This window comes from Halomonas sp. A3H3, from assembly GCF_000982975.1.
In the GTDB taxonomy this organism is placed as follows: Bacteria; Pseudomonadota; Gammaproteobacteria; order Pseudomonadales; family Halomonadaceae; genus Vreelandella; species Vreelandella titanicae.
The window spans coordinates 1217592-1235088 of record NZ_HG423343.1 but is presented as its reverse complement, the minus strand read 5'-3'; the positions used below and the strand labels follow the sequence as shown (position 1 = coordinate 1235088).

Annotated in this window: 17 protein-coding genes and 3 pseudogenes; 14 read left to right on the top strand and 6 right to left on the bottom strand. The window is 46.9% G+C overall.

Annotated elements, in window-relative coordinates; all coding sequences use genetic code 11:
* The 3 genes from HALA3H3_RS27265 to HALA3H3_RS05370 all read left to right on the top strand — a co-directional run.
* On the top strand, positions 1-612 hold a 612-nt coding region (locus HALA3H3_RS27265; protein WP_238326067.1), incomplete at its 5' end, for an electron transfer flavoprotein subunit alpha/FixB family protein.
* Positions 613-655: 43 nt separating this feature from the next.
* Positions 656-1387, top strand: coding sequence for an oxygen-insensitive NADPH nitroreductase (nfsA, locus tag HALA3H3_RS05375; protein ID WP_022520284.1), 732 nt, complete (start codon positions 656-658; stop codon positions 1385-1387).
* 149 nt (positions 1388-1536) lie between these two features.
* Positions 1537-1758, top strand: a complete 222-nt coding sequence (locus tag HALA3H3_RS05370; protein WP_022520283.1) for a hypothetical protein — start codon at positions 1537-1539, stop codon at positions 1756-1758.
* A 240-nt stretch (positions 1759-1998) separates the two neighbouring features.
* Here HALA3H3_RS05370 and HALA3H3_RS05365 read toward each other — a convergent pair whose 3' ends face one another.
* Positions 1999-2526 (bottom strand): hypothetical protein, encoded by a 528-nt coding sequence (locus HALA3H3_RS05365; RefSeq protein WP_022520282.1) that lies wholly within the window; start codon positions 2524-2526, stop codon positions 1999-2001.
* 380 nt (positions 2527-2906) lie between these two features.
* Between HALA3H3_RS05365 and HALA3H3_RS05360 the strand changes: the two genes are divergently transcribed.
* Positions 2907-3152, top strand: a complete 246-nt coding sequence (locus HALA3H3_RS05360) for a hypothetical protein (RefSeq protein ID WP_053856909.1) — start codon at positions 2907-2909, stop codon at positions 3150-3152.
* A gap of 115 nt (positions 3153-3267) precedes the next feature.
* Positions 3268-4122: pseudogene (locus tag HALA3H3_RS25970) on the top strand (IS1595 family transposase).
* Here HALA3H3_RS25970 and HALA3H3_RS27065 read toward each other — a convergent pair.
* On the bottom strand, positions 4037-4366 hold the full coding sequence (locus HALA3H3_RS27065; RefSeq protein WP_022520279.1) for a hypothetical protein: 330 nt from the start codon (positions 4364-4366) through the stop codon (positions 4037-4039). The pseudogene HALA3H3_RS25970 and the gene HALA3H3_RS27065 sit on opposite strands and share 86 nt — an antisense overlap.
* A gap of 194 nt (positions 4367-4560) precedes the next feature.
* The gene (locus HALA3H3_RS05345; protein WP_022520278.1) at positions 4561-4956 is read right to left on the bottom strand and encodes a DEAD/DEAH box helicase; all 396 of its coding nucleotides are present in this window, start codon (positions 4954-4956) and stop codon (positions 4561-4563) included.
* Between the two features lie 447 nt (positions 4957-5403).
* Between HALA3H3_RS05345 and HALA3H3_RS05340 the strand changes: the two genes are divergently transcribed.
* From HALA3H3_RS05340 to lhgO, 7 genes are all read left to right on the top strand, one after another.
* Positions 5404-6423 carry a TRAP transporter substrate-binding protein gene (locus HALA3H3_RS05340; protein WP_022520277.1) on the top strand — a complete coding sequence of 340 codons (1020 nt, stop codon included), beginning with the start codon at positions 5404-5406 and terminating at the stop codon, positions 6421-6423.
* A gap of 83 nt (positions 6424-6506) precedes the next feature.
* Complete coding sequence (locus HALA3H3_RS05335) at positions 6507-7061, top strand: TRAP transporter small permease (RefSeq protein WP_022520276.1); 555 nt, start codon at positions 6507-6509, stop codon at positions 7059-7061.
* Positions 7061-8326 carry a TRAP transporter large permease gene (locus HALA3H3_RS05330; RefSeq protein WP_022520275.1) on the top strand — a complete coding sequence of 422 codons (1266 nt, stop codon included), beginning with the start codon at positions 7061-7063 and terminating at the stop codon, positions 8324-8326. Before HALA3H3_RS05335 ends, HALA3H3_RS05330 begins: the two co-directional genes overlap by 1 nt.
* Positions 8327-8385: 59 nt before the next feature.
* Positions 8386-9552 (top strand): iron-containing alcohol dehydrogenase, encoded by a 1167-nt coding sequence (locus HALA3H3_RS05325; protein ID WP_022520274.1) that lies wholly within the window; start codon positions 8386-8388, stop codon positions 9550-9552.
* A gap of 36 nt (positions 9553-9588) precedes the next feature.
* The gene (locus HALA3H3_RS05320; protein WP_022520273.1) at positions 9589-9903 is read left to right on the top strand and encodes an NIPSNAP family protein; all 315 of its coding nucleotides are present in this window, start codon (positions 9589-9591) and stop codon (positions 9901-9903) included.
* A 146-nt stretch (positions 9904-10049) separates the two neighbouring features.
* Positions 10050-11627, top strand: a complete 1578-nt coding sequence (locus tag HALA3H3_RS05315; protein ID WP_022520272.1) for an aldehyde dehydrogenase (NADP(+)) — start codon at positions 10050-10052, stop codon at positions 11625-11627.
* Positions 11628-12246: 619 nt separating this feature from the next.
* Positions 12247-13443: an L-2-hydroxyglutarate oxidase gene (lhgO, locus tag HALA3H3_RS05310; RefSeq protein WP_022520271.1), complete on the top strand. Its 1197-nt coding sequence runs from the start codon at positions 12247-12249 to the stop codon at positions 13441-13443.
* Positions 13444-14099: 656 nt separating this feature from the next.
* Here lhgO and HALA3H3_RS27990 read toward each other — a convergent pair.
* Positions 14100-14532: pseudogene (locus tag HALA3H3_RS27990) on the bottom strand (IS481 family transposase); the annotation flags it as partial.
* 8 nt (positions 14533-14540) lie between these two features.
* Here HALA3H3_RS27990 and HALA3H3_RS27060 point away from each other — a divergent pair.
* Together HALA3H3_RS27060 and HALA3H3_RS05300 are read left to right on the top strand one after the other, a co-directional pair.
* A complete protein-coding gene (locus tag HALA3H3_RS27060) occupies positions 14541-14807 on the top strand; it encodes a hypothetical protein (protein ID WP_053856908.1) in 267 nt (88 codons plus the stop codon).
* On the top strand, positions 14717-15115 hold the full coding sequence (locus HALA3H3_RS05300) for a transposase (protein WP_158414236.1): 399 nt from the start codon (positions 14717-14719) through the stop codon (positions 15113-15115). The genes HALA3H3_RS27060 and HALA3H3_RS05300 overlap by 91 nt, the downstream gene beginning before the upstream one ends.
* A 113-nt stretch (positions 15116-15228) precedes the next feature.
* On the opposite strand, the gene HALA3H3_RS05295 is transcribed toward HALA3H3_RS05300, so the two are convergent.
* Together HALA3H3_RS05295 and HALA3H3_RS05290 are read right to left on the bottom strand one after the other, a co-directional pair.
* The gene (locus HALA3H3_RS05295; protein ID WP_022520269.1) at positions 15229-16185 is read right to left on the bottom strand and encodes a LysR family transcriptional regulator; all 957 of its coding nucleotides are present in this window, start codon (positions 16183-16185) and stop codon (positions 15229-15231) included.
* Positions 16186-16375: 190 nt separating this feature from the next.
* A pseudogene (locus HALA3H3_RS05290) lies at positions 16376-17374 on the bottom strand (IS30 family transposase); the annotation flags it as partial.
* Between the last annotated feature and the right edge of the window lie 123 nt (positions 17375-17497).

The following is a 17497-nucleotide window of genomic DNA, read 5'->3' as shown; positions in this document are numbered from 1 at the left end:
AAAGACGTCAGCCAGCTGTCGGACGTTATCGCCGTGGACAGCGCCGACACCTTCAAGCGTCCGATCTACGCCGGTAACGCCATCGCTACGGTGAAAAGCGACGATGCCCTCAAGGTCATCACCGTGCGCGCCACCGGCTTTGACGCGGTCGGCAACAGCGGCAGCGCGACGGTTGAAGTGGTCGACGTGGTGGTTGAAAACAGTCAGTCCAGTTTTGTGAAAGAAGAACTGGCACAGTCGGATCGTCCCGAGTTGGGCGGTGCCAAGGTGGTGATCTCCGGTGGCCGAGGCATGGGCAACGGCGAAAATTTCAAGCTGCTCGACGGCATTGCCGACAAGCTCGGTGCCGCCATCGGTGCTTCTCGCGCCGCGGTGGATGCAGGCTTTGTACCCAACGATATGCAGGTCGGCCAGACTGGTAAGATCGTTGCCCCTGAACTGTATATTGCCGTGGGCATTTCCGGGGCCATCCAGCACCTGGCGGGCATGAAGGACTCCAAGGTGATCGTCGCGATCAACAAAGACGACGAAGCACCAATTTTCCAGGTCGCTGACTATGGCCTGGTGGGGGATCTGTTTGAGCTCCTGCCTGAGCTTGAGAGCAAGTTATAGTTTATAAACGTTAATAAAACTTGGTCTTGGATAGGTTTAGCTAATGAACGACACAATCAAATTGTTACAATCTCATCGTTCAATTCGAAAGTTCGAAGAATGCGATATTCCTAAGAGTCTGTTAAGAGAGCTGGTTTGTTCAGGGCAGGCGGCAGCCACCTCTAGCCATATACAGGCCTATAGCATAATACATGTCACCGATAAAAAACTACGCAATCAATTGGTTGAGCTGACAGGTGGCCAAAAGTACGTGGCGAGCAGTAGTGATTTTTTAGTCTTTTGTGCCGATATGAAACGGCCACTGGAAGCGGCCAAAAGTACTGGAGAAAACGTTGTTAGCGGTATGACCGAGCAGCTTTTGGTCGCTACAGTAGATGTTTCACTAGTAGCACAGAATATCGCGATCGCAGCGGAGTCAGAAGGATTGGGTATCTGTTATATAGGAGGGATACGTAATAATCCTCAAGTGGTGAGCGAGCTGTTAAGTTTACCTCGACATGTATATCCTGTGTTTGGTATGTGTATTGGATACCCTGCACACGATCCTGACGTTAAGCCGCGTTTACCCGTTGAGGCGGTGTTGAAAGAGAACTCTTACGGCGACGATGGAGAGCAAGTGGCTGCTTTTAATGTCACTATGCAGAATTATTATCAGTTTCGCAAAGGAGGCACAAAAAACGTCGACTGGTCCAATAATTTATCGCCCCTTTTCAATCAAAAACTTCGTTCCCATATGCGAGAGTTCCTTATTGATAAAGGCTTTGAAATGAATTGATTTCACTTTTTAATTTATAGCAGCTTTGTAAGATAGTATTGATGTTTCTACTGGGAGAATTTATTTGACGAAATTTATTGAAGTAATTGCGCCTGGTAGATGCACAGTGAGAATGACGAAAGTGCACCGCTGGCTGCAGGTTTTTAAACATGCGTGCTGGCGGCAATCCCTTCGACCCAACCTTGGGTTACCTGGCACTGGAGCAAGATGGTGACGACACACTATTGAATATAGACTTCGATGGGGTGGATGGCACTGAGCACGCCATGCAGCCATTTATCCAACTGGTGGGTCTCAATGCCAATAATTTGCAATCAGATAACTTCTCGCCCGGTGTTGATTTATTCGTAACGGTAGGAGCTGCAGGATAAAAGATAAATCAACAAATGCGCACTATTTTTCAGTATTAAGCCTCACTGGTTATCCCAGTGGGGCTTATTTTTTTCTTTGATAAGAAGAGTGACCTTAGAGTCTCGGCTCGTCTTTAGCGCATGAGTATTGGTCCCGTTTTTGCCGATAATCTTGAGTCCCATCCTATAAGAGTGAATTTTATACGTTTACAGTCAGTAATAATCCGCATGACCGTACGGATTTCAATCTAAAGGTTGTGGCTAGCTACGCTTACCAAGGCCAGGTGCTCCGCCTTGAACTGTACGCACACTTCCACTACTGCGATTGGAACGGCCTCGTGCATTGCTTCCCGCTAGAGGACCGTACTTTTCACGATGAGCGCGTGCCCTAGCGGTTGCTTCCTCAGCCTGTTTTTTTGCCTGAAGCTTTTGCCGCTTCTTAACCTCAACGGCTCCCTTCAAGGCTTGGTCAAATAGCGCTTTCTCCTCCTGATTTAGCGGCATGCGTGCCACCTGCCATTGTTCGGTTTCGAGGACGAGTTCTGACGACCTGAGATGCTTTCTTACTTTTTTCAACAGATTCTCCAAGTAGAGAATTAGCTTTTCTTCGCCCGTTTCTTTTCTTTCCAGTTCTTTTAGGCGAGGCACCAGATGGATAAGCTGTCTTTCCAACTTAATGGAGCTGCTCACGTCTTTAGGCAGTTTTCTTTTGGGGTTACGTACCCAACCTCGAACCCCTTTGGGGGTGAGTAAAGCCAAACACTCAAGTTGTTCGTGGGGAGTGTCCAATAGAACCTCCTATATAATTGTTAGATAACGATACTCAAAAAAAAGGCTCATTGTGAAGCGGTTGTTCATACAAGCTTGCTGTCTGTCAAACTGGACAGAAACGCCAATAAACGTGATAAGGTCACTTTTATTGACCATAATAAAGTTATTAAAACCGCGTAAAAGTGTCAGCCATCATGATTAAACAGTATCACCGCGACAAAGCCACCGCCATGATCGCCACCGCAGCGTAGGCTGAGGGAAGGATCGTAGCCCCGAATGGCATGCAGGACTGGCCAATGCCGTCGCCTGGCATTTAGCAGGTCAGCTAATTAGCCACGGCCGCTTAACATGCCCGCATGCCTCTAAAACCGCTCAACGGGATGCCTCGCCCAAGAGCCGTGCAGGCTTCCGAGGTGCCGCTGTGGCTGCCGATGCTGCTCGACTATTCACTTAATGATAAAAGCGCCCAGCGAGCGCCGCGGCTTGATCTGCTAGGTATCGCGCACGGCGCTACAGCCTACCCCGACGATATACCTGGCTGGCGACTGGCAGAGCTTCTGCTGCGCTTGGCTGAACAGTACGTGTCGGCGGAGGATTGGCAACGGCTCCAGTCACGGATCAGAAAGCGGCGGCGACAATCCTAGGGGTAATTAAAAATGGATGAATTACTTACATTTTCCTGATTACTCATGTTGTTCAGCTATCGCGTCAACCTGAGGGCTGTACTGGAAACGCATGGGTCGTCAAGGAGCTAATGCCATGTCTCGCAATCCCATCCAGTTCCAACCTGGCCTATCATTACCGGCGTTTCTCGACCAATACGGCACCGAAGCGCAATGCCGGACGGCCCTCTTCCTGCATCTCTGGCCCAAGGTCTTCATGTGCCCTGATTGCGACAACACCACCAGCTGCCAGCTCGCCCGCGGGGTTTACCATTGCCATCATCAGACTTCGCTCACCGTTGGCACCATTTTCCATGCCACACTTCTCCCGCTCACCACCTGGTCCCTGGCCCTCTACCTGCTGACCCAACGCAAGACTGGCCTCTCGGTGCTGCAGCTGTCCCGCGAGTTCGGTGTCTGCTACAACACCGCCTGGAAGCTCAAGCTGCTGCAGGTCATGTACGAGCTTAACCAAGGCTAGACGCTCGCCGAGCGTATCGAGATAGATGATGCCTATCTGGGCGACGAGCCGTCGGGGAAGCGCGAGCGTGGTGCCGAGGTCAAGGTCCCGTTTGTCGCCGAGGTGCGCCGCTATGCCCAGGTCGCCATCGCACCCGATAGCCGGGTAGTCATTGATGGCTTGAGGTGTTTTGGGATCTTCGATACCCCGCCCTATACCCATGAATGCTTCGTCACCGGTGGTGCCCGAGCCGACGCGCAGATCCCGGCCTTCAACTGGGTCAACACCGTACTGGGCAACGTCAAGAACGCCATTGCCGGCAGCTACCACGCCATCCGCGGACAGCATGTGACGTGCTACCTGGGCGATTTCGAATACCGCTTCAATCGGCGCTACGACCTCACGGCTATGATCCCGCGCTTGCTGACGGTGGCGGCGAGAACACCGCCGATGCCATACCGGATCCTGAAGCTGACTGAGCCATATACGTAATTAGGTAATTATATGTCTTACCAATATCGTGCCATAACCCTCCCGCGAAACAGGCTTCCTGCAGGAGTCGAGGCACGGTTGGCTCGTTAAAGCGCAGCATCGCCACTGAGTGATTGCCAACTTTCAGCGAATGCTGCAGCAAACCGCCTGAATACGCATGGCGATAATTGACGCTGGTCGTTACATTCAAAAAAGCTTCAAGACGATCCTTTTGTTCCAATATGCGTGTAAAAAAATCACGCATGTGCTGTGATTGCACTGTCGCTACTAACTGATCAATACCTCTGGCAATGGACAATACACTCGCGGCAACTGCAGTGTATCCAGTGAACTCACTTCCTCTCGTGTTACCTTGCGAAATCCGTCAAGAATGAATTGACCTGAAAGGCACTTATTCGGCTGCCAGGTTTTTCTACATTTCTCAACGTCTATAGCAACCTAGTTTGCCCGGAAGAGGCTAACTGATATCCCATTGCCCTGTAGCCTTTCTCGCGTTCGGTACATGCGTTCAAGCATGGGCAGTCCAGTATCAAGGTAGTCATAAACAGTGACTTCCTGTTTGCCTTCAACCGCTCGGTGGATCCTGCCAGCGCACTGCGACAGCGTTCCTTTCAAGGCGATGGGCAGGGCTAAAAACAGCGTGTCTAACCGAGGCAAGTCAAAACCTTCTCCGATGTATTTGCCGGTTGCAACGATAACCTGAGCCTTATGTAACTGCGCTTCCGCCGCCTGACGTTCTCTGACACGCATCCCTCCATGCAACACAATCGACGTTATGGATGCAGCGGCCAACAGTGCTGCCAGTGTCTCGGCGTGCTCTCGTCGTTCCCTCATCAGAAGACAGCCTGCCTCATTATGCACATAGCTTGCTACACCCTGGACAACGCCTGATTCCAAGCGTTGCTTTTTGTAATCTAATGGTAAGCTGTTGATATACAAAGCGTTCAAGGGGCTGAGAGATATGGGTGGGAAGCTTAATGACTGCACTTACCGCTTGAATTTATAGCATACAGAAAAACTAATCATCTCGTCTGTATCTTGAAGTTAAAACATACCGCAAGACAAATGAACGCTTATGCATTGGTATATTATACTTATGGATTAATAGCGATAAGTTATCGGTAGATCATATATATTCATTACCGCAAAAATGGGCAGCTGTGTAAGGTGATAAAAAAGTAGTTAACCAATTTTTCTTTTAGGTTAGCTTCTTAAAATGCGCATAAATTTTTGCGTGGTATTACTTGGTAAAATAACAATCGACTAAAGGTAGGATTGAATATGTACAAGAACACACAAACTAAAAATAGCTTAAGCTCGCTTATCATAATCGGGTCAGTGTTTTTTTCCTGCGTAGCTAGTGCAGATTATAATATCAAAGTTGCTCATGCATCGCCTGCTGTTGATGATCGCCTAGAGGAGTCATTACAGAGCTTTAAACAAAATGTAGAAGAGCGTACCAATGGAGAGGTTACCATCTCTACCTATCCTGCTAGTCAGTTAGGTGGCGAGCGAGAACAGCTGGAGGGTGTCCAGCTTGGCTCAATCGAAATGGCTGTATTGGCAGGACCAATTCCAGGCATATATCCACAAATTATGGTTTTTGATTTGCCATATTTGTTTAAAAATAAGCAAGTTGCCTATGAAGTTCTTGATGGTGAATTTGGTCAGCGCATATTAGATGAAATGTTGCCACAGACAGGGATCCGAGCTTTGGCCTGGGGGGAGAATGGCTTCCGCCATTTTACAAATAGCTTACACCCAATCGAAAGCCCAGACGATCTCAATGGGTTGAAAATCAGGACCATGGAGAACCCGGCTCACATGGAAATGGTGGAATCTTTAAGTGCAAATCCGACACCTATGGCTTTTGGCGAGGTTTACTCTGCCCTTCAGCAGGGTGTAATCGATGGTCAGGAAAACCCTGTATCTTTAATCGAAAGCATGCGCTTCTATGAAGTTCAAGAGCATCTTACCCTTGATGGGCACGTCTATAACCCATTTGCATTTATTGTTAACAACGACTTCTTTACAAGCCTTCCTGCAGAATATCAGACTATTCTTGAAGAAGAAGCGAGAAACTGGAGTGATATCGAGAGGCAGCTCAATACGCAGCAGGTTGAACGTGGCATTCAAACGCTAAAAGACTCAGGTATGAAGATAGTCGAGTTAAGTGATCAAGAAAAACAGGCATTTCGAGATGAAACTCAACCTGTCTACGATATGTATCGTGAGCAGCTAGGAGAAGAAGTTATTGATGATCTTCTTAAAGCTGTTGAGGAAGCAGAGGCCAAGCTGTAATCGAAAATAAGCAGTTTCAGGCAGCGGCGAGCTTTAATATAATAAAGTTTGCCGCTGTAGATACTAAATATTGGGGTATAAATATGGCCCTCTTTAGATTTTTTAATAAGTTAGATGCTGTGTTAACAAAAGTTGAAGAGGTGGTTATATACTTTCTTCTTGCAACTATGCTTATGGTTGTTTTTTTAGGAGTTTTTAACCGTACTTTAATACAGCTGCCTATGCCGTGGTTAGAAGAGCTAGCTAGGTATTTAATGATATGGGCTGCTTTCATTGGTGCTAGCTTGGGAGTGAAGCGTGCTGTTCATATATCAGTTGATGCTTTAATTATGTTGCTTCCCTTAGCTGCCCAGCGACTAATGAATTTCGTTGCTTATATGGCAAGCTGCATCCTTTGTGCTTGGCTTTTCTACATTGGATTTGAGTTTGTAGGTCGTGTGTTAAATACCGGACAGGTTTCTCCAGCAATGCGTATTCCTATGTATACTGCCTATGCTGCTATTCCATGTGGTTTCTTATTAATGTCTATTAGATTTTTTCTTAAATGTGTCTTTTTCTTCGAAAAAGACAATAGTTTAACTTCTAACGAAGTCATGGCCAAAGACGTTGATAAGTTGGTGTTAGGAGGTAAAGAATAATGACAACTACGATGTTTATTGCAATGTTTACGTTGCTCATAGTTAACATACCATTGGCTTTATGTATCGCATTTGCATGTGTCATTGCATTTGTTTTTGCTTCAGAGTTACCCACATTTGTTACTGTGCAGAGAATGTTTACTGGTCTCGACTCTTTCCCTCTCATGGCCATACCTTTTTTTCTTCTTGCGGGGAAAATTATGGAGAAAGGAGGAGTGTCTACGCGGCTTGTTAAATTAGGCGAAAGCATAGTGGGGTCGCTACCAGGAGGGCTGGCTATAATAGCATTGCTAGCTAGTATGTTTTTTGCGTCCATTTCTGGCTCTGCCCCTGCTACCGTTGTCGCTATTGGCAGTATTATGGTTCCGGCAATGATAACTGCTGGGTATGATAAAGGTTTCGCTATAGCATTAATGGCTGTTGGTGGAACTATAGGTATTATTATCCCACCAAGCATACCTTTTGTTGTATATGGCATTTCAGCTAATGTAAGCATTGGCGATCTTTTCATTGCTGGCATTCTTCCTGGATTAATAATAGGCCTTTCACTAATTTTATACTCTTACTGCTATTCAAAATATAAGGGTTATAAAGGTGCTGAACCAACAAGTTTTGTTAATTTTATTGACAAGCTTAAAAAATCAGCCCTAGGTTTGGCCATGCCAATCATTATCCTTGGAGGGATTTATAGTGGGGTATTTACTCCAACTGAGTCTGGTGCTATTGCATGTGTATACGGCTTAGTTATATCTTTATTTGTATATAAAGAGATTGGATTTTCTGATTTAAAAGAAATATTTATTTCTTCTGGTTTGACGTCTTCCATGGTGCTTTTAATAATTGCATCAGCCAATATAATGGGTTGGGTATTGACAACTGAACAGTTTCCGCAGCAAGTATCTGACTGGGTTACTAGTTTCGGTGCCGATAAAGTCTGGCTTCTGGTAGGAATAAATGTTCTTCTTCTTTTAATCGGTACTTTCTTGGAGCTAAATGCAGCCATTATTCTTTTAGTTCCTATTCTTTTGCCTATACTGTTAGAACAGGATGTTAACTTAATACATTTTGGCGTTGTGATGATAACCAACTTGGCGATTGGATTGCTAACTCCTCCTTTAGGTGTAAACCTTTTTGTTGCAAAGAGTCTGGGGACAGCTTCATTTACACTGATAGTTCAGAAAGTTACTCCCTTGCTTATAGTCATGTTGGTTGATTTGTTTTTATTCACCTTTTTGCCAAAAATATCCTTGTTGTTTGTGGGGTGAGCAAAGGTGTGTAAATATCCGTGTAGTATTAATATGAACTAGAGTTTGATAGGTGAATAATGAAAAACTTTCAATTTTATTTCCCAACAACACTTAAATCTGGCTTTGGCATGGCTAGGCAGGCTGGTTCTCTGCTTAAGCCTTATGTTGAAAATAAACTTTTTGTCGTTACCGATAAAGGGGTTCTTCAATCCAAGGTGTTGGATGGATTCTTTGAATCCTTAGAGGAAGTTGGCCTAAGCTACGAAGTATTTTCTGAGGTGGATCCAAATCCATCTACAGTAGTCTTAGAAAATGCTGTTGATCGTCTTAAGGTATCGGGATGTGACGCAGTTATCGGTGTGGGCGGTGGTAGTAGTATCGATACCGCTAAAGGCGTGGTTGCAATGGCTACTAACCCTGGTAGCATTCTTGACTATGAAGGTTACGATAAAATTGAGAACGCGCCACTTCCATTATTTGCAATTCCCACTACATCAGGCACAGGTAGCGAATGTACAGCTTCAACAGTTTTTACAAATAAAGAAACTTTATTCAAAACTGTAATTATAAGCCCTCTGCTTTTCCCTAAAATTGCAATACTAGATCCTGAGCTTACAATGAAATTGCCGCCATCTATTACGGCGGCTACCGGTATGGATGCTCTTACACACGCAATCGAGTCATATGTTTCGAAACAGGCAAGCCCAATTAGTCAGGCACTTGCCATTCAAGCGATACGCATGATTTCAATTAATATTAAAAAGGCCTATTTCGTAGGTAGCGACACCGAAGCCCGCGAAAATATGCTTGTTGCTTCATTCCTTGCTGGTGTTGCGTTCACCCAATCAAAATTAGGAAATGTTCATGCAATTTCACACACATTTGGAGGTGTTTTCGACATACCCCATGGGATCGCGAATGCTACATTGCTTCCCTACGTTGTAAAATTTAACTTAGAAGCATGTCCTGAATTGTTTCGTGATGTAGCGGTTGCTCTAGGCGAAAATGTTACAGGACTTAGTGACTATGATGCTGGTAATAAAGTTGTTAGCTACATTTGCGAGTTAAATAAATCAATCGGTATACCTTCCAATACTGAGGCTTTGGGAGTAAAGCTAGATATGCTTCCTCAAATGATAGCTGATTCGATGCGTAGCGGGAATGTTCTAGTTAATCCACGATTAACCACATCAGAGGACATTAAGAATATAATTGTTGATGCACATAAAGGAGATTTTAGCTAATTAGATAGTCTTTTTTTAATATTGGAGTTGATTGTTATGTATTATGAGATGCGGACTTATACAATTCAGATTGGTAAAATGAAGGATTACCTAGCTCACTTTGAGGAGTTTGGCTTGCCTGCTATTTCTAAATATGCCCAGTTGGTTGCATGGTGGTATACTGAAATTGGAGAGCTAAATCAGGTTATTCACGTGTGGGCCTACGAAAGCCTTGACGATAGAACAAGTCGAAGAGCTGCTTTGTATAAAGATGAGGATTGGCTAAATAAATTTGTGCCAAAAGCTTTTCCAATGATTGTGAAACAAGAGTCTAAGCTTCTTTTAGCTGCTAATTTTTCTCCTATTAAATGAGCGGATTTCGAAGCCGGCTATATTGGCCGGCTTCAATAGCTGTTGAAGATTTATCACCTTCATCCCCCCTAAATACAATCTTTAAACTATAAAACAAACATTATTTTAAAAGAAAAATTAATTTTTCTATGCCAATAGGATTGAAAATGCATTGTTCTGGACAAATGTTAATAGGTCAGCAGGCAGTCACCGGCAGTAGCTCAGTTATCCATGCTGTCAACCCGGCCACAGGTGAACAGATGGAGCCACCTTACCCCGGAGGGGGCACTGCTGAGGTAGAGAAAGCGTGTCAGTTGGCTTTGGCCGCCTTCGATGATTATCGCGAGCTAGCATTGGAAGATCGTGCGTTATTTCTTGAAACTATCGCCAACGAGATCGAAGCTATTGGTGAAGTTCTTATACAGCGCGCCTCGTCTGAATCCGGTCTCCCCCAAGCCCGTATCGTGAGCGAACGCGGTCGTACTTGTGGCCAGCTGCGCTTGTTCGCTTCTGTCGTACGTGCTGGCGAATGGTTGGATGTGCGGATCGACCCAGCCATACCCGATCGCCAACCAATGCCTCGTACTGACCTGCGTCAGCGTCATATTGCTCTTGGCCCGGTGGCGGTGTTCGGTGCCAGCAATTTCCCGCTAGCCTTCTCCGTGGCCGGCGGCGATACCGCCTCGGCACTGGCCGCTGGCTGCCCGGTGATTGTCAAGGCGCATTCCGCCCATCCCGGTACCTCCGAATTGGTAGGTCGAGCGGTGCAAAAGGCCGTATGCAAGTGTGGTCTCCCGGAAGGCGTTTTCTCAATGCTGTTCGGCTCAGGCCGTGATGTCGGTGCGGCGTTAGTCGCCGATTACCGTATCAAGGCAGTGGGCTTCACCGGCTCACGCAGCGGCGGGACTGCGCTAATGCAGATTGCTCAGCAGCGCAAAGAGCCAATTCCGGTCTATGCCGAGATGAGCTCGATCAACCCAGTATTCCCTCTGCCGTCCGCGCTCAAGGCACGTGGCGAGACAATTGCAGAGGGCTTTGTAGCGTCCCTCAATATGGGAGCTGGACAATTCTGCACTAGCCCGGGTTTGGTTGTTGCCAAGAAGGGAGAGGCGTTGGATGCCTTTGTCTCTAAGGCTCGGGACGTTCTTCAGCAGAGTGCATCACAGACCATGCTTACCCGGGGGATATATGAAGCCTATCAGCAAGGATTGGATCGGCTCTCCAGCCACGCTAATGTGAGCGAGGTTGCTCGCGGTCTAGTGGGCGATACGCCCAACCAGTGCCAGTCGGCACTATTTATTACTACTGCAACCGACTTCCTCACTGATGAGGCGCTGCAGAATGAAGTGTTTGGGTCTACCTCGTTAGTAATTGAATGCACCGATTTGGCCGAAGTGAAGCAGGTCGCCGAACAGTTGGAAGGCCAGCTTACCGCTACGTTGCAGATGGATGATTCCGATTTCGACATAGCGCGTCAGCTACTGCCAACTTTGGAACGCAAGGCAGGACGTATACTGGTCAATGGCTGGCCGACCGGTGTCGAAGTTGGACATGCTACGGTCCATGGTGGGCCGTACCCAGCCACCTCCGATAGCCGCACAACTTCAGTAGGAAGTGCAGCGATTTTTCGCTTTTTACGCCCGGTGTGTTACCAAGCGCTGCCTGACGGATTATTGCCTGAGTCTCTAAAGAAAAGCAATCCGCTGGGCCTCAAGCGACTCTACAATGGAAAGCGCGAGACTTGATTTTTGCCATATAGCTATATGTTAATCGAGCCGACATGAGAAACTCATGTCGGTTTATATTTTAAGTAGGCCCGCCTTAAGTGGGCAGTAATCTCGGCTTCAGTTTCCGTCGACATCTGGTACTTGCAAGCGTAACTATCTATGTCTATCGAAAGGGGCGCGCAGAGGGGGCCAATTTGTCCTGCTTGCGTGGCGGTGTCTGTACGGTCAGTCACTAACCTCAAGGTACCGATTCCAAAGCAGTAACCAGTATATCTATACGAAGAAATCTTAGAACACTGTGGTGTTGAAAGGGTGATGGACCTCATCGCTGAAGTACCGAACCAAAATTGGTTAGTCGTAACTTTTTTCCCAAATTAACAGCTTGATGAAGTCACCATGTCAGTGAGCATGAGAATACAATCCTCAATAGCAGAGCAGCGCTAGAAAATGGCGATACCGAAACGACCGGACCGCTATCTGCATGATTGGGTGGGAACGATAGGCGTGACATGAGCTAGAGGTCGTTACCCACAGGTCGAGGCAGGGGCTTCAAAGAGGCCTATGGACCGCCAATGACCTTAAATCCCATTTATCGAAGTATCCAGAGACTATACACGAAGGATATAAAGAGGTAAAAATGTACGATTTCATCATTATTGGTGGCGGCATTCTTGGCATGTCCACTGCGATGCAGCTTATCGAAGCCTACCCCGAGCGTAGGATATTGCTGGTCGAGAAGGAGAACGGCCCGGCTAAGCACCAAACTGGAAACAACAGCGGCGTGATCCATGCTGGTGTCTACTATACGCCGGGTAGCCTCAAGGCGCGCTTCTGCCTAGCTGGCAACCGCGCTATTAAGGCGTTCTGTGAAACACACGCTATTCCCTTTGATGAGTGCGGCAAGTTGTTGGTGGCGACCAACGAGCTAGAGATGCAGCGCATGCAGTCCCTATGGGAGCGTACCGAGGCCAACGGTCTGGAGCGCAGCTGGCTGAGTGCTGATGAACTGCGCGAGCGCGAACCTAACATAACAGGGCTAGGCGGGGTATTCGTACCTTCCAGTGGCATAGTGAACTATGCCGAAGTCGCCGCTGCTATGGGTCGTGAATTCGAAATCAAAGGCGGCGAGATCCTCTACGCTACGCCAGTAACTGGGCTGGAGGAGCGTACCGATGAAGTCGTGGTAAAGACTACCTCGGGTGAGTTCGTTGCCCGCTATCTAGTTTCCTGCTCAGGGCTGATGGCCGATCGTGTGGTTCAGATGCTAGGCCTTCCTCCGAAGTTTACCATTTGCCCGTTTCGCGGTGAATATTACCGACTACCACCAGAGCATAGCCGCATCGTAAATCACCTTATTTACCCTATTCCTGACCCAGCGATGCCGTTTCTCGGCGTACACCTGACGCGCATGATTAACGGTAGCGTCACAGTAGGCCCCAATGCAGTACTCGCTTGGAAGCGAGAAGGTTACAATAAACGCGACTTCTCGCTGACCGATAGTCTGGCGATGCTGGCCAACCCGGGAATCCGTAAAGTGCTTAGGGCTAATTTGCGTCCGGGCCTGGTCGAGTTAAAGAACTCGCTGTATAAGAAGGGCTTCCTCGACGAAGTACGCAGATATTGCCCGAGCCTGACGTCAAATGACCTACAACCTCATCCAGCAGGGATACGTGCCCAAGCGGTCTCTAATGACGGCAAACTAATCGACGATTTCCTATTCTACAATACGAGACGTACCGTGAATGTTTGTAACGCACCGTCCCCAGCTGCAACTTCGGCGATTCCCATTGGAGCGCATATTGTCAGGCAGATCCAAGCGCAGGTCGATGGTTGATACTAACCGTTTCCCATTTTTCGGTTAGGAGGGTTTCATAATTAAAGATGGGCGTTGGCTCGGGAAACCCGTATCTGGCAGAAAGCCAGGTTTAGGAGAATTGCACCGGCCCTGATGAAGCCTTCATATGAGATTTGCCACCTTGATTGGGAGCAAAGCGTAACGACTTTTCTTTTGCCATACTATCGTGAACTTATAACTGACGAGAACAGCCTAGCCGCCGTCTAGAAGTTCTACCCTGATAAGTCTTATGCTTACGCCGATGCCAACAACTAGGGCATTTTCGCAGCAAGCAAACATTATACTTTTGTTAGTTGCAATCGTAATAAGTTGAACCCAGGCTAACGAAGTGAAGGCTTTGTTATCTGCCGTGAGTCCATCGTATGCAGTTGAATCTTGGCTACGCCTCATATCATTACCGACATGATAAATTTCACTCTGAATGATTTGTCTTATTACGTCCAAACGGCGCTTTCAGAAAGTGGGGTACTGCTCAAACAAATTGTTAATTTCATAATAATATAAACCATCAAGTCATCACAGTTCGGTAAAAGAAAAATGGTAATGATGATTAAAGTGAGGCGCTGAGAACGGTGCCAAGTAACAAGAGCATAATAATATCGTTTAGTAATAGAAGATTAAATAATATTTCTAGATTAGGTAATAGGTTCAGGGGCGTTAATCAACCGCTTGGTAAATAGCTCTGGCAGCTTGGCCTTCCATTCCTTCGTCACTACCATCGGTGATTGATGATGCTACGCCTATTGCAGGATTTGGTGATTGTATACCCAGCAGTTGCGTTTGAATGTTTTTTCTAGGTCTTATGAGGTACCCAGCATGTCGCTGATGCGGTCGTTGAAGCACTCTACTATGCCGTTCGCCGCCTTCCTTGTTTATAATCTGACGAAGCTCAATGCTGCTTTGGGGCCTGGCACTCCTGGCCAAATGGGTGGCGGCTGTTGGGCTTGCGCTCATCGGCTCGCGTGAAGCGATCTATGAAAGACTTCCATTGTCCGTTGCATCGTCTGGATCTTGAAGGGCCTTCTCTTCTACACGCTTCATGAGCGTCTGAAGATCTTTTGCTGACTGATCCAGCCATGGTAGATGATCTGTACGAAAACGAACCCATGCGGCATTTCGCTGGCTTGAAGTTGGGCCACTTTTTAGACGAAACCAAGTTTCGCAAGTTCTGCCATTTTCCTGAACGCCACGGCCTTGGCATGATGGTGTTCAAAGAAGTTAACAAGTATCTGGAGAAACATGGCCTGATAATGTGCGAAGGCAACATTGTCGATTTCACCATCATTTCTGCGCCAATTTTCATCAAGAACGAAAGCGGACAGCGCGACCCGGAGATGCGCTAGACCAAAAAAGCAATGCATGGCACTTTGGCATGAAAATGCACATGGGGGTCGACGATAAGCTTCAGTTAATTGGCGTCATCGATATCACCGCTGTCAATGCCCTCGACATTGTCTCCGCAGGTAAGCTGCTTCACAGTCAAGAGCAACGCGACTGTGGTGATAGCGGTTATCTTGGCATGGAAAAGCCGGATGAGCACAAGCACAGCAACAGCGGATCTTGGTATATTACCAAACGGCCTGGCGCCCACAATAATCTGGATGCCTACCAACAGAAAGTTGAAAAAAACCAAAGCCAGTATCCGTGCTAAGGTGGAGAACCTCTTTAGGTGCAATAACCAAGTTTTGGTTATTCTAAATCCGTTAGCATAACTTCGGTATTTGATGAAAATCTGCAATTATTCAGGCCTAGTTTAGGTGTCGATCAGTCATCCCAGTGCATAACGGTATGGTTTTTACCAGCTATTTTAAATAGTTCTCTAATAATCAAATGAGCTCCTGAAGGTAAATGAGCCCCGGTGCGTCTAACGACACCGTATGGCCCCATCAAAGATGGGATGCGCACGTCTAGCTGTGAAAGAATATTAGTGCTAACACAGAATTTGGCTACTTCTTCAGGGATAACTGCAACCAAGGTTGGGTCTTGCTGTAGTAACATTAGAGTGGTGAAAGTTGACGAGGTTTCTATCGGATACTGAATTACCTCTAAGCCCGCTCTGTTAATTTCATATTCTAAGGACTGACGCATTGGCATGTTAGAAGGATATACTATCCATGAGTAGTCAATTAGATCTTTTAATTTTAAATGGTTAGTGTTTGCATGAGGGTTTTTCTTATTAGCAACGACAGCCAGGGGTTCGTCACTGAGTTCAAGACTGTCATAAGCTGCTGACTTCTGTCCTACATGTGATCTGCATATGGCTAAATCTATTCGTCCTTTATCTAGTAGTTTCAATAGATTGGCGCTAGTGTCCTCAAAAATTTCAATCGAAAGGGCTGGCTGTGCCAATCGTAAATTACGGATTGCTTTTGTCAATGAAGGGACAGCTCCCATTGTTGTTCCGATAGCTATATGCCCTCCGTGGCCTTGCATTATTCCTACAATTTCTTCTCTCATATGAGCTAAGTCACTATAAACTAACCTTGCATAACGAATCACACATCTGCCAACTTCATTTGGTTCAATTCCTTTGGGGTTGCGTTCAAAAAGCTGCATGTCTAGAACATCTTCAATTTCATGTAGTGACTTGGTTGCCCCGGGCTGAGATATAGATATGCCTTGCGCAGCTTTATGAAGGGAGCCGTAATCATCCAGTGCGATTAAAAGTTGCATGTGCTTCAGTCGTAAACGTGAAGTAATTAAACTTAATGTTGGAACCATGGGGAAGGCCTTTTTTATGTAAAATCAGTCGAAGGGACTGTGTTTTTTATTAATTAAAAGAAATGCTTTTCTATACCGTTTTATTTCAAAGTCGAGGATATAAGTATTGCTATAATCGTGGAGCGTCTACACGGATATTACTATATTTTGGCGCTTCAAGTGGCTGCCTCAAGTTACAAGCGCAACGCCATTGAAGGGTGCTCGGTCCAGCAACGGATTTCTTGAGCACCTCGGCGTAGACTTCCAGCGGCATTCGACAGTCCAGTGTCTTTCGTGGTCGTGTATTCAATGAGTCGGCTATTTCGTCAAGCTATTCTTGGCTGTAGACCGAGACATATCCGTACCCTTCGGCAGGTACTGTTTCAGCAGCCCGTTCGTGTTCTCATTGGAACCCTGCTCACACGGGCTATGCGGGGCAGCACATTAAATCGCTGTACCAGTATTCTGAGTGATCTCGGCATGCTTCACCATCTCTCTGCCCTGACCATAAATTATAGATAAGCGCAGGGAACGCGGCAATTCATTAAGCTTGTCGCTGAAGCCGATGGTCGCCGCCGTAGCCATGGTGCCATCCACCTTTGCGCGAATCACTAAGCGCGTAGTGCTTTCCACCGATGTACCGACAGCAGAGCGATTGTTAACGCCAAAGATGAGATCCCCTCCCAATGGCCAGGCATTAGGCGGTCTTCGAGCTCAGTAGATCGCAGGTGGATGCTGGCTAGGTCTGGAATCTGTTGCCTTGCCCTGGCTGCGAGGACACCGTTTACCTAAACAGGCAGCCAGCTCCTTCTTGAGCGAGCCGCGCGGCATGAAGTAGAGCGCGTTGTAGATGGCTTCGTGTGAGGCTTGGTGGTCAGTGTTATCAGGTAACATACGCTTGAGTGTGCTGGCTATTTGCTCTGGAGACCAGTACTTACGCAGCAGGTAGAACACCTTTTCGAATAGTTCACCCATCCAGATGCAGCTTCGGGCTACGTTGAGGCCGACAGCGGGCCAGTCGAGCTCGGTAACCAGCAAAATTGGCGTCATACGCCATGCCAGGCCTGAACGTGTGGCGTGCTAGTTCTCGTGAAACGTTACTCGGTGCGCGCCCCAACTGACGAGCGATGGCACGAATCTAGTGATTAATCCGCATCAGCATAATGGCGGCTCGGTCTTCAGCAGAAAGATGGCTATAACAGTGAGTCATGGAAACACCATGCCTAATTGGTAGATGTTGCACTTGGGCATTGAGACCGCCCTGTGTCCTGTTAAAAAAGCAGTTCGTTAGACTCAAGGGAAGCTTACTCAGCTTCCTTAAGTCTAATTCCCA

What these genes read in the sequence shown, in the direction of transcription:
- HALA3H3_RS05345 (WP_022520278.1), bottom strand. Translation starts at nt 4,956, where the DNA reads ATGAGGGAACGACGAGAGCACGCCGAGACACTGGCAGCACTGTTGGCC.
- HALA3H3_RS05370 (WP_022520283.1), top strand. Translation starts at nt 1,537, where the DNA reads ATGCGTGCTGGCGGCAATCCCTTCGACCCAACCTTGGGTTACCTGGCA.
- HALA3H3_RS05295 (WP_022520269.1), bottom strand. Translation starts at nt 16,185, where the DNA reads ATGGTTCCAACATTAAGTTTAATTACTTCACGTTTACGACTGAAGCAC.
- HALA3H3_RS05325 (WP_022520274.1), top strand. Translation starts at nt 8,386, where the DNA reads ATGAAAAACTTTCAATTTTATTTCCCAACAACACTTAAATCTGGCTTT.
- HALA3H3_RS05340 (WP_022520277.1), top strand. Translation starts at nt 5,404, where the DNA reads ATGTACAAGAACACACAAACTAAAAATAGCTTAAGCTCGCTTATCATA.
- nfsA (WP_022520284.1), top strand. Translation starts at nt 656, where the DNA reads ATGAACGACACAATCAAATTGTTACAATCTCATCGTTCAATTCGAAAG.
- lhgO (WP_022520271.1), top strand. Translation starts at nt 12,247, where the DNA reads ATGTACGATTTCATCATTATTGGTGGCGGCATTCTTGGCATGTCCACT.
- HALA3H3_RS27065 (WP_022520279.1), bottom strand. Translation starts at nt 4,366, where the DNA reads ATGCGTGATTTTTTTACACGCATATTGGAACAAAAGGATCGTCTTGAA.
- HALA3H3_RS05330 (WP_022520275.1), top strand. Translation starts at nt 7,061, where the DNA reads ATGACAACTACGATGTTTATTGCAATGTTTACGTTGCTCATAGTTAAC.
- HALA3H3_RS05315 (WP_022520272.1), top strand. Translation starts at nt 10,050, where the DNA reads ATGCATTGTTCTGGACAAATGTTAATAGGTCAGCAGGCAGTCACCGGC.
- HALA3H3_RS27060 (WP_053856908.1), top strand. Translation starts at nt 14,541, where the DNA reads ATGGTAGATGATCTGTACGAAAACGAACCCATGCGGCATTTCGCTGGC.
- HALA3H3_RS05335 (WP_022520276.1), top strand. Translation starts at nt 6,507, where the DNA reads ATGGCCCTCTTTAGATTTTTTAATAAGTTAGATGCTGTGTTAACAAAA.
- HALA3H3_RS05320 (WP_022520273.1), top strand. Translation starts at nt 9,589, where the DNA reads ATGTATTATGAGATGCGGACTTATACAATTCAGATTGGTAAAATGAAG.